The organism is Gordonia sp. (in: high G+C Gram-positive bacteria) (assembly GCF_047606305.1).
Lineage (GTDB): Bacteria > Actinomycetota > Actinomycetes > Mycobacteriales > Mycobacteriaceae > Gordonia.
Genome location: NZ_JASGER010000089.1, coordinates 1 through 11,079, shown reverse-complemented (window position 1 = coordinate 11,079; position 11,079 = coordinate 1). Strand labels below are relative to the sequence as shown.

Sequence of the window (11,079 nt, the reverse complement as noted above, 5' to 3'; positions counted from 1 at the left end):
CTGCGGCACCGGCGCCTGGTACCCGGTCGGCGGGGCCGGGTAGCCCGGCGGCACCGGCGCGGCGGCCGGACCCGGCGTCTGCGGGTACACCGGCGGGGCCGGCGGAGCGGGCTGCTCGGGCTTGTTCAGGTTGACCGACGACCATTCGTCGGTGCCCGACGGCTGGTTGGCGGGGTCGCCCGCGGGCGCGGAATCGTGTGGATTGGTCATTCTCAAGTCTTTCCCGTGCGTGTGGCGTCGAAGGTATCAGGCAATGGCGCCGCGTCGACAGCCGAGGGCTGGCCGAATGACCGACACCACTAGGCTTCCTGCGGTGTCAGGCGTCATCGCGGGCTTCACCGTCATCTTCCTCGTGGTCGGGATCGGCTTGGCCCTCGGCCGGGCCGGCACGCTGGGCCCGACGGCCACCGAGGTGTTGTCCCGGCTGGTGTTCTTCGTCTGCACCCCGGCACTGCTGTTCCATTCGCTCGTCACCGCCGACCTGCGCGACGTCTTCTCCTCGACGTTGGTCATCGCCGGTGGCACCGCGCTGACGATCGGCCTGCTCTACGCCGTGATCGCCCGGCTCTGGTTGCACCGCTCACCGGCGGACCTGATGATCGGCGCGCTCTCGTCGTCGTACGTCAACAGCGTCAACCTGGGCGTGCCGATCGCGATGTACGTACTCGACGACCGGTCGTTCATCGCGCCGCTGCTGCTCTTCCAGATCCTGCTGTACTCGCCGATCGCCCTGACCGTGCTCGACATCACGGCACTGCCCGCCGGGGGACGGCGCGTGTGGCGGGATGCGATCGTCACGCCGCTGACCAATCCGATCCTGCTGGGCGGGGTCGCCGGCCTGGTCGTCTCCGGCCTGCACTGGCACCCGCCGTCGGCGCTGCTCGACCCGTTCCGGATGCTCGGCGATGCGTCGGTGCCGTTGGCGCTGCTCGTCTTCGGACTGTCGCTGTCGGCCCGCCGGAAGGGCACCTCCGACGACGGCGAACCGCGACCGACGCGCGACGTGGCGCTGGCCGCGGTGCTCAAGATGCTCGCCATGCCCGCCCTGGCCTACGCGATCTCGCGCTGGGGCTTCGGCCTGTCCGGGCACCACCTGTTCGCCCAGGTCGTCATCGCGGCGCTGCCGACCGCCCAGAACGTCCTGGTCTACGCCGTGCGCTACCAGCGGGGACAGGCGATGGCCCGCGACGCGGCACTGGTGACGACGCTGGCGTCGATCCCGGTCATCGCGGTGATCGCGGTCGTGCTGGGCTGAACCGCACGCGCGGAGCTAATGACCGCGGCGCCCGCGCAGGTAGTCGCCGACGACCGCGGCACCGAGGCCGTCGACGTCGGGGGCGACCACGCGCCCGCCGATCCGTCGCGCCACGTTGTCGATGAACATGGCCAGCCCCGGGTCCTCGCCGAGCCGGAAGATGGTGACCTGCGCGCCCATCCGGGCCAGGTGGTCGAGTTCGCCGACCGTCACCCCGATGGTCTGCGGGTGCGGCGGGTAGAAGAAGAACGCCTGGCCCGACGGTTCGAGGTGGGCGGTCGGCTCCCCGTCGGTGACGATCAGCACGACCGGCGTCGCGTGCGGGAAGCGCCGCAGGTGCCGCTGGGCGAGCAGCAGGGCGTGGTGCAGGTTGGTGCCCTGCTCCATCCGCGGCGACAGCCCGGCCAGCTCGCCGACGTCGATCGTGCGGGCCTCCCGGCCGAAGGCGATGATCTGCAGCTCGTCGGTGCGAAAGCGCGTCGAGATGAGGTGGTTGAGCGCGATCGCGGTGCGCTTCATCGGCGTCCACCGGCCCTCCATCTCCATCGAGAAGGAGGTGTCGACGAGCAGCACGACCGCGGCCTGGGTGCGGGCCTCGGTCTCGGTGATCTCCACGTCGGAGATGTCCAGGTGCACCGCTCGACCGGCGGTGAACTCCCCCGCGCTCGCCTCGCGCATGACGGCGTTGGTGATGGTGCGCGAGACGTCCCACGGCTCGGTGTCGCCGAAGGCCCACTCGCGGGTCGCGCCGGTCGGCTCGCCCAGGCGCCCGGATTGGCGGGTGGCCCGTTCGCCGCGGCCGGTGAGCCGGTCGGCGATGTCGGCGAGCACCGACTGCCCCAGCTGGCGCATCGCCTTGGGGCTCAGGTGCAGCTCGCCGTCGGCGCCGCGCTCGAAGAAGCCCTGGTCGCGCAGCGCCTGCTCGAGGCGTTGGAGCGTCCGGGCGTCGACGGCCGCCTCCGGCCCCAGCTGCCGGGCCAGGGCGTCCAGATCGATGTCGGCCAGGTCGGCGCCGGCGTACTGCTGGCTCAGCGCCTCACCCAGTTGGTCCAGCTCGGCGAGGTCGGCCATCGCGGCGGCCGCTTCGCCCAGACCCATGGGGTTGTCGCCGGAGAACTCCTGCGAGCCGTTCCAGTCCAGGTCGGGGCGGGCCATCTGCAGTTGCCCGTCGACGTTGGCCAGGGCCTGCATCAACTCGGGCGAGCCGAAGGCCTGTTGGGAGAGCTGGTCGAGTTCGGCGCGCTGCTCGGGCGAGAGCGAGTTGTAGAACTGCTGGGCGGCGGCGCTGCGCTTGGCCAGCGATTCGACGAGTTCGTCGGTGTTGGCGGGGTTCTCCGGGAAGAACTGGCCGTGCTTGTCCATGAACTCGGCGAAGTCGTCGGTGGTGTCCTCGCCGCGGTTGTGCTTGGCCAGCAGGTCGTTGAGGTCCGAGAGCATGTCGGTGATCGCTTGGCGGTCGGCGTCGTCGGCGTTCTCCAACGCGTCCTTCATCCCGGCGAAGCGCTGCTCGAGCAGCTCGCGGCCCAGGAGGTCGCGGATCTTCTCGAAGTCCGCGCGCGCCTGCGGGCTGCGCCAGTCGTAGTCGGCCAGCTCGTTGACGGCCGCGGCGGTCGACGGCGGCAGGTTGCCGATCTGCATCTCGGCGAACCGCGCGTCGTCGTCGAGGTCGCGGGCCAGTTGCTTGCGCTCCTCGAGCACCGCGCGGTCGAGCAGTTCGCGGATCTCGGCGAAGGTGCCGTCGAGGTTGTTGCGCTTGAGCAGCTCGTTGCGGCGGCGGCTGATCCGCTCGCGCAACTCGTCGAGACCGCGCATGCCGGGGCTGCCGCGGCGCAGCAGTTCTCGCAGCGCCCGTTGCGGCGAGACGCCGGCCATGACGTCGGCGCCGATCTCGGCGAGGGCCTCGCGCAGGTCCAGCGGCGGGGCCAGCGGATCGGGCCCGCCCCGATACTTCTCGTATCGGGACCGGTGGAACCTGCTGCGCTCGGCCATGACGGGCTATCCGTAGACGGTCTGGCCGTCGTCGTCGGCTTCCTTGCCGATCTTGCGGGCCAGGAAGAGCCCCTCGAGGGCGAGTTCGACCGCGGCGGCCTTCTCACCGTCGGTGTCGGCGTCCAGCCGGGCGGCGATCGCCTCGACGGTCTTGCCGACCGGTTCGTCGGCGGGCAGCGAGCCCAACAGGTCCGCGGCCGACACCCGATCACCGGTGACGACGGGATGACCGTCCTCGAGCGCGGCGACCAGCGGTGCCAGGTCGATGCCGCCGAGGTGCTCGCGGACGGTGTCGGCGACCGACTTGCGCAGCAGGTGGTGCAGGATCTCCAGCTCGCGCCCCTCCTCCCCCGACTCGAACTCGATCTTGCCGCGGAGCACCTCGATCACCGACTCGAGGTCGACGACGCGCGCCACCGGCGCCTCCTCCCCGAGGACGGCACTGCGGTGCAGGGCCGCCGCCGCGACGGTCTCGGCACCGGCGATGGCGAAGCGGGCCGAGACGCCCGAGCGCTGGTCGATCGCGGGGTTCTCCCGCGTGTACCGGGTGAACCGGGCGAGGATCTCCAGCAGGTAGTCGGGCACGGTGGCCAGCAGGTCGGCCTCCTGCTCGATGACGCCGACCTCGTCATCCAGGTCCAACGGGTAGTGGGTGCGGATCTCGGCGCCGAAGCGGTCCTTGAGCGGGGTGATGATACGTCCGCGGTTCGTGTAGTCCTCCGGGTTGGCGCTGGCCAGGACGAGCACGTCCAGCGGCAGCCGCAGCGAATAGCCGCGGACCTGGATGTCGCGCTCCTCCATGACGTTGAGCATGGCGACCTGGATGCGCTCGGCGAGGTCGGGCAGTTCGTTGATGGCGACGATTCCGCGGTGCGCACGGGGGATGAGCCCGAAGTGGATGGTCTCCGGGTCGCCCAGGCTTCGTCCCTCGGCGACCTTCATCGGGTCGATGTCGCCGACCAGGTCGGCGACCGAGGTGTCCGGGGTGGCCAGCTTCTCGCTGTACCGCTCGCCGCGGTGCCGCCACTCGATCGGCAGGTCGTCGCCGAGTTCTTTCGCGCGGCGCTGCGACGCCGGGGTGATCGGCTCGTACGGGTGCTCGCCCAACTCCGAGCCCGCGATCACCGGCGTCCACTCGTCGAGGAGCCCGACGATGGTCCGCAGGATGCGGGTCTTGCCCTGGCCGCGCTCGCCGAGCAGGACCACGTCGTGGCCGGCCAGCAACGACCGCTCGAGTTGCGGGATGACCGTCGACTCGAGGCCGACGATGCCCGGCCACGGGTCGTCGCCGGCCCGCAGGGCGGTCAGCAGGTTGTTGCGGATCTCGTCGCGGATGCTGCGCTGCACATGGTCGGTCGCGCGCAGTTCACCGACGGTCTTGGCGGTGGGCTTGGTGGATTTCGCAGTCGTGGATGCCACGTCTCCACGCTACCCGCGTCGGCCGCCGCCCACCGTCGACCGTGCCCACATTTCCGCCGACCGTGCCCACATTTGCGCCGACCGTGCCCTCGCCGCGCTACGCCACCAGCCGACTGGGCACACTCGGCGAGATTCTGGGCACGCTCGACGAGAATCTGGGCACGCTCGGCGAGATTCTGGGCACGCTCGGCGAAGGCCCTCCGGGGTCAGTGCGCGAAGTGCCGGGACCCGGTCAGGTAGAGGCTCACGCCCGCCTTCTCGGCGGCGGCGATGACCTCTTCGTCGCGAATCGATCCGCCCGGCTGCACGATCGCGCGCACACCGGCGGCGGTCAGCACCTCGAGGCCGTCGGCGAAGGGGAAGAACGCGTCCGAGGCGCCCACCGAGCCGGCCGCCCGCGCACCGGCGCGCTGCACGGCCAGGTGCGCGGAGTCCACACGGTTGACCTGCCCCATGCCGACGCCGACCGAGGCCCCGTCGACGGCGAGCAGGATCGCGTTGCTCTTCACCGCGCGGCAGGCCCGCCAGGCGAACTCCAGGTCGGCCAGGGTCTGCGCGTCGGCCTCCGGGCCGGCGACCAGGCGCCAGTTCTCCGGGTCGTCGCCCTCGGCGTCGAGCACGTCGCGCTGCTGCATGAGCATGCCCCCCGACACCGGACGGATCTCGGTGCCCGTCTGGGCCGGCGGCTGCGCGACCAGGATGCGCAGGTTCTTCTTCTTGGCGAGGACGTCGACGGCACCGTCGGCATAGGACGGCGCGATGATCACCTCGGTGAAGATGTCGGCCACCTGCTGCGCCATCTCCAGGCTCACCTCGCGGTTGGCCGCGATGACGCCGCCGTAGGCGCTGACCGAGTCACACTCGTGCGCCTTGCGGTGGGCCTGCGCGATATCGGCGCCGACGGCGATGCCGCACGGGTTGGCGTGCTTGATGATCGCCACGGCGGGCGCGTCGAAGTCGTGCGCGGCGCGCCAGGCGGCGTCGCCATCGGTGTAGTTGTTGAACGACATCTCCTTGCCGTGCAGCTGCTGCGCCTGCGCCAAGCCCGGCGCGCCGGCGGTGTTCGTGTACAGCGCGGCCGCCTGGTGCGGGTTCTCCCCGTAGCGCAGGACCGCGCCGCGCTGCCACGTCGCACCGGCCCACACCGGAAACGCCGACGACTCGTCGGGCGCGACGACGCTGCTCATCCAGGAGGCGACGGCGACGTCGTAGTCGGCGGTGTGCCGGAAGGCCTTGGCGGCCAGCGCTTGGCGCTGCGCCAGGCTGAAGCCGCCGTCGGTCACCGCGGCGGTCACGTCGCCGTAGTCGGCCGGGTCGACGACCACCGCGACCGACGGGTGGTTCTTGGCGGCCGCGCGGACCATCGAGGGCCCGCCGATGTCGATCTGTTCGATGCACTCGTCGGGGGCGGCACCGGAGGCGACGGTCTGGGTGAACGGGTACAGGTTCACGACCACCAGTTCGAAGGGGGCGACGCCGAGGTCGTCGAGCTGGGCGAGGTGCTCGGCCTTGCGGGTGTCGGCGAGGATCCCGGCGTGCACACGCGGGTGCAGGGTCTTGACGCGACCCTCCAGGCACTCGGGGAAGCCGGTCAGCTCGGAGACCTCGACGACCGGCACCCCGGCCGCCGCGATGGTCTTGGCGGTCGAACCGGTCGACACCAGTTCCACGCCGGCGCCGTGGAGCGCGGTGGCCAGCTCGGCCAGCCCCGTCTTGTCGTAGACGCTGACGAGTGCGCGGCGGATGGGTCGTTTCGTATCGCTCACAGGATGCGGGCCTTTCGTCCGTCGATGGCCACCCCGCGGGTGGTGAGGGCTGTGACGACGTCGGCGAGGAGGACTCGCTCGACCGCCTTGATGCGCTCGTGCAGAGCGTCTTGGGTGTCGCCGTCTTCCACGACGACGGGCTGTTGGGCGAGGATCGGGCCGGTGTCCACGCCGTCGTCGACGAGGTGGACGGTCGTTCCGGTGACCTTGACGCCGTAGTCGAGGGCATCGGCGACGCCGTGCGCGCCGGGGAAGGCCGGCAGCAGCGCCGGGTGGGAGTTGACCGTGCGCCCGGCGAATCGGGCGATGAAGGCCGGCCCGAGGATCTTCATGAAGCCTGCGGTGACCACCCAGTCGGGGTGGTGGGCGGCGGTCTGCTCGGTGAGGGCTCGATCCCATGCGGACCGGTCGGCGTGGTCGGCGACCCGGCATGTGAAGGTCGCGACACCGTGGTCGGCGGCGACCTGCAGGGCGCGGCACTCCCGGTCGACACCGACGGCCACGATGTGGAAGGGCGCCCGCGGCGCGGCGGCCGCCTCCAGGAGCGCGGTGAGCAGGGTTCCGGTCCCCGACGCCAGGACCACGACGGGCACGCTCACCCGATCAGCCCGTTCGCGTTGCCCACGAGTGGGAATTCTAGTCGGGCGTCAGATCGTCGAAGAACATCAGGTCCTCGACGTCGTCGACCACCGGGGCGTCCCCGTCGGGACGGTAGAAGGCCGGGGTCGGCACGTCGGGCTCGGCGTCGACGACCCGCGCGATCACCGCGGTCGGGTCGTCGTTGAAGATGCTGTCCTCCTCGGCGGGTGCGGCGGCCAGGGCCACGGCGGCGGCGCGACGCTCCGCCTTCGTCTCCTCGCGCGAGCCGTGCAGCAGGGCGACGACCGCACCCACGACCGCCAGCCAGCCGAAGGCGAACAGCGCCACGACCGGGGCCTCGGCACCGGCGCGCCCCAGTTCGCCGACCGTTCCGGCGCCCACGAAGGTCGCGACCAGCAGCACTCCGGCAGCGGTGGCGGCGCTGATGGCGACGCGCCGCAGGTTCCGCATCGGGTCGTAGTGGCGCGAACGCAGCGCCGCCCACACGGCGATCGCCAGCGGAACGACCAGCACGATCGCCCAGAGGAAGCGGATGGGCGGCTGGCCGGGCACGATCGCGGCGATCGGCAGAGCCGGGACGGTACCCGCATGCGGGTTGAACACGTCCGCGAGCGCCCCGCCCATCGGCACCGGGGTGCCGAGCAGCGCGCCGGCGGCGTCGACCACGACGTTCGGCAGGTACAGCAGCGACACGATGGTCAGCCCGAGGTAGCCGTCGAAGCGGTTGCCGCCGGCCATCACGCCGCTGACGGCGCTCCACCGGGCCGCGAGGAGGACGGTCACCGTGACGGCGCCGGCGCCCAGGAGCATCAGCGCGGCGAGCCAACCGGTCCGCACTCCTGCGAGGACGTCGTCGAGCCGGTCGCCGGTCAGCCCGGCGCTCTCGCACCAGTCGCGCCAGTCGCGGCGGGCGATCCCGGCCAGCGTGCCCCCGCCGTAGACGAGGACGGTCGCACCGAAGGCCACCAGCGCGTTGGGCGGGTTCACCGGCACCACCGAGGCGCCGTCGAGGACCAGTGCGTAGGAGAGTGCCGTGATCAGCAACGGGCCGCCGACGGCGGCGCCGACGAGGGCGCCGAGGTCGGCCGGTGTCGTGCGCAGCCGGGCCGACGGTCCGGTGTAGGCGACGACGGCGGCGAGCAGGGCGATCGTGGGGACCAACGGCAACGCCGAGATTTCGACGCCGCCGATGCTCAGCGGCACCTGGTGCAGGCAGAGCCACGACGAGCCGAGGGCAGTGCCGAAGGCGCCGAACCCGTTTCCGGAGAGCGCGAGCGTGATGGTCACGATCAGGGCGAGCAGGGCCAGCGTGGCCAGCGGGACCGCGAAGGCCACGATGACCAGCTCGCGGGCCGTGCCCGCGGTGGCCCGGGCGTGATCGCGCTGAACCTGCCGCGCGTGCCGGAGCCGCGCGGCCAGCGATACGTTGCGGCCTGCCATGTCGATTCCAGCGTCGCAGCCGACGCCGCCCGCGGCGAGCAGGCGCGCCGAGCGGGGCGTCGAATCGCCGACGCGGGAGGTGCGGAGACGACGGTGCCCCGTCCGGAACGAGTCCGGACGGGGCACCGTGGCGCGGGTGGTTACTTCTTCTTGCCCTTGCCGGTCTCGATGACCGAGGTGGCGTTGTCGACCTTGGCCGCCGCGGTGTCGATGACCGAGGTGGCGTTGTCGGCGACGGCCTGCGCCGAGGAGTCGACGGCGTCCGTCACGGATGCGGCGGTACCGGCGACGGCCTGCGTCGGGTCCGCGGCCGGGTAGGCGTAGGCGGTGGTGGGCGCGGCGGCGCCGGCGGCAGCGGCAGCCTCGGCGGCAGCGGTCTCGGCGGCGGCCGAACCGGGCTCCGGCGCGACCTTGGCCTTGCCGAGGGCCACGACGAGCCAGAAGATGGAGACGCCCAGGGCGACCAGTCCGAAGAACACGCTCAGCCAACCGGTGACGCTGTAGTTGTCGTACCGCGTGGCCTTGATCCCGGCCGCGAAGGTGGACACGAACAGCGCGGCCGACGATGCGACGGCGATCGTGGCCAGCGCCTTGTCCTTGGCCCCGGACGCACCGGCGACCGCACCGACGACGACCAGCGCGACGGCCCAGCCCAGGCTCACCAGGACGAGCAGCTGCGAGAAGAAGCCGAGGAGCATGAGGATCACGCCCAGGCCGAGGACGGTGAAGGCGAGGATCTGCGCGATGTTGGCCGGCAGTCCCTGGCTCGGCGGCTTCGGCGCAGCGTAGGCCTGCTGACCGTAGTAGCCCTGCTGGGGGTAACCCTGCTGCTGGCCGTAGCCCTGCTGCCCGTAGGCCTGCTGGCCGTAGCCCTGCTGGCCATAGGCCTGCTGCTGACCGTAGGCCTGCTGGTCGTACGCCTGCTGCTGGCCGTAGGCCGGATCCTGCGGGTTGGGCTGCTGGCCGTAGCCGGTCGGTCCTTGATAGCTCATCTGGGTCCTGACTCCTCGTTCGATCGCCGGGGCCGCCGTGGGCCGCCGTTTCGTGTACCGACCACGCTAGTACATCGTCGGTGCCCGGCGTCGATCCACGATCGGACCGATTGCGCTATTCCCCCGCGCGGGTCAGCACGGCGCGGGCCTGGCTGAGCACCGGTCCGTCGACCATCCGGCCGTCGTAGCTGAACACCCCGGCGTGCTCCTCGGCCGCCGCCAGCACGCCGCGGGCCCAGTCCACCTGCGCCTGCGGCGGCCGGTATCCGGCACGGATGGTCTCCACCTGCGACGGGTGGATGCAGGCGGTGGCCTGATAGCCGAGGGCCACCGCGTCGCGGACCTCGTCGCGCAGGCCGTCGACATCGGCGATGTCCAGGTGCACGGCGTCGACCGCGAAGCGGTCGTAGGCCGCGGCAGCCAGCCGGACCGCGGACCGCACGTGGCGGGCGACGTCGCGGTAGGTGCCCGGCCGCGGCTCGTCGGGGCCGAAGCGCGACGAGGTTCCGCCGAGTCCGGCCACCAGGTCCTCGGCACCCCACATCAGCCCGATCACGTTGGGGGCGGCGGCGATCTCGTTCACGTTGACCGCGCCGAGCGGCGATTCGATGAGCGCGATCGTCTGCATCTCGGTGCGGGCGACCTCGTCGGCCGACTCGGCCTTGGCGACGAGCACGACCCGGTAGAGGGTCTCGGCGATCGCCGCGAGGTCCTTGCGCGCCTCACCGGTCGACGCCGAGTTGATCCGCACAATCGTGCGGTCGGGGTCGAGTTGATGGGCGACGAGCGCCTCTCGGGCGGCCTCACGATTGTCCGGTGAGACGGCGTCCTCGAGGTCGAGGATCACCACGTCGGAGCGGTCGGCGGCCTTCTGGTAGCGGTCGGGGCGATCACCCGGGCAGAACAGCAACGCCGGCCCGGGCGGGCACCACCGGTAGTCGGGGGCAATGCTCTGGGACATGATCCGACGGTACTCGATCGGCCCCGGCGGCCGGTCGCGGTCAGGTCGTGCCGCGGGTCATCAGGATCCGGATGGCCCCGACGACGGTGTCGACGAAATCGGCCGCGGTCTGCCCGCCGAGGTGGTCGCGCTCCTCATCGCCGCGCAGCATGATCACCGATTCGACCAGCCGGAACGGCAGCAGCACCCGCTTGTCCGACGGGTCGTTCAGCACGCCGGCCGCGAGCTCGGCATAGGCGTCGGCGAGCCGGGCCCGGGCCTCCCGGAAGTCGGCGAACCGGTCGGCCGCGATCTCCGGCAGTAGGTAGAGCGCGCCGAGGTTCCAGCGGGCGCCGGCGAGCTCGGTGACGTCGAAGCGCGCCAGGTCGAGCAGCCGGTCCAACGCCGGGCCGTCGTCGTCGAGGAGTTCGCGGGCGCGCTCGAGCGGGCCGGCGACCGTCGTCTCCAACAGCGTGGCCAGGATGTCGTCCTTGGTGGAGAAGTAGTGGTACATCGACGCCTGCCGGATGCCGACGGCTTCGGCGATCATCCGGGTCGAGGTCGCGGTGAAGCCGCGGGTGGTGAACAGTTCGGCGGCCGCGTCGAGGATCTCCTCGCGCGCGGTGGCGGCGTCGCGCCGGGGCTCGACGAGGCGGGGCCGGCCGGGCCCGGACGCCG

At 71.9% G+C, this 11,079-nt stretch carries 9 protein-coding genes and 1 pseudogene; 1 reads left to right on the top strand and 9 read right to left on the bottom strand.

Going from position 1 to position 11,079, the window contains the following annotated elements:
* A pseudogene (locus QM634_RS13070) lies at window positions 1-210 on the bottom strand (hypothetical protein); the annotation flags it as partial.
* Between the two features lie 103 nt (window positions 211-313).
* Here QM634_RS13070 and QM634_RS13065 point away from each other — a divergent pair.
* Window positions 314-1,255, top strand: coding sequence for an AEC family transporter (locus tag QM634_RS13065; protein WP_415043213.1), 942 nt, complete (start codon window positions 314-316; stop codon window positions 1,253-1,255).
* A gap of 15 nt (window positions 1,256-1,270) precedes the next feature.
* Here QM634_RS13065 and QM634_RS13060 read toward each other — a convergent pair whose 3' ends face one another.
* The 8 genes from QM634_RS13060 to QM634_RS13025 all read right to left on the bottom strand — a co-directional run.
* Entirely contained in the window at window positions 1,271-3,244 is a 1,974-nt protein-coding gene (locus QM634_RS13060) for a VWA domain-containing protein (RefSeq protein WP_415043212.1), read from the bottom strand.
* Window positions 3,245-3,250: 6 nt separating this feature from the next.
* Window positions 3,251-4,663 (bottom strand): sigma 54-interacting transcriptional regulator, encoded by a 1,413-nt coding sequence (locus tag QM634_RS13055; protein ID WP_415043211.1) that lies wholly within the window; start codon window positions 4,661-4,663, stop codon window positions 3,251-3,253.
* Between the two features lie 206 nt (window positions 4,664-4,869).
* Complete coding sequence (gene purH / locus QM634_RS13050; RefSeq protein WP_415043210.1) at window positions 4,870-6,429, bottom strand: bifunctional phosphoribosylaminoimidazolecarboxamide formyltransferase/IMP cyclohydrolase; 1,560 nt, start codon at window positions 6,427-6,429, stop codon at window positions 4,870-4,872.
* On the bottom strand, window positions 6,426-7,028 hold the full coding sequence (purN, locus tag QM634_RS13045; protein ID WP_415043209.1) for a phosphoribosylglycinamide formyltransferase: 603 nt from the start codon (window positions 7,026-7,028) through the stop codon (window positions 6,426-6,428). Before purN ends, purH begins: the two co-directional genes overlap by 4 nt.
* 37 nt (window positions 7,029-7,065) lie before the next feature.
* The gene (locus tag QM634_RS13040; RefSeq protein WP_415043208.1) at window positions 7,066-8,469 is read right to left on the bottom strand and encodes a DUF6350 family protein; all 1,404 of its coding nucleotides are present in this window, start codon (window positions 8,467-8,469) and stop codon (window positions 7,066-7,068) included.
* 140 nt (window positions 8,470-8,609) lie between these two features.
* Window positions 8,610-9,461 carry a hypothetical protein gene (locus QM634_RS13035; protein WP_415043207.1) on the bottom strand — a complete coding sequence of 284 codons (852 nt, stop codon included), beginning with the start codon at window positions 9,459-9,461 and terminating at the stop codon, window positions 8,610-8,612.
* 115 nt (window positions 9,462-9,576) lie between these two features.
* Entirely contained in the window at window positions 9,577-10,422 is an 846-nt protein-coding gene (locus QM634_RS13030; protein ID WP_415043206.1) for an HpcH/HpaI aldolase/citrate lyase family protein, read from the bottom strand.
* A gap of 40 nt (window positions 10,423-10,462) precedes the next feature.
* The coding region (locus tag QM634_RS13025; RefSeq protein WP_415043205.1) for a TetR/AcrR family transcriptional regulator at window positions 10,463-11,079 on the bottom strand (617 nt) is incomplete at its 5' end.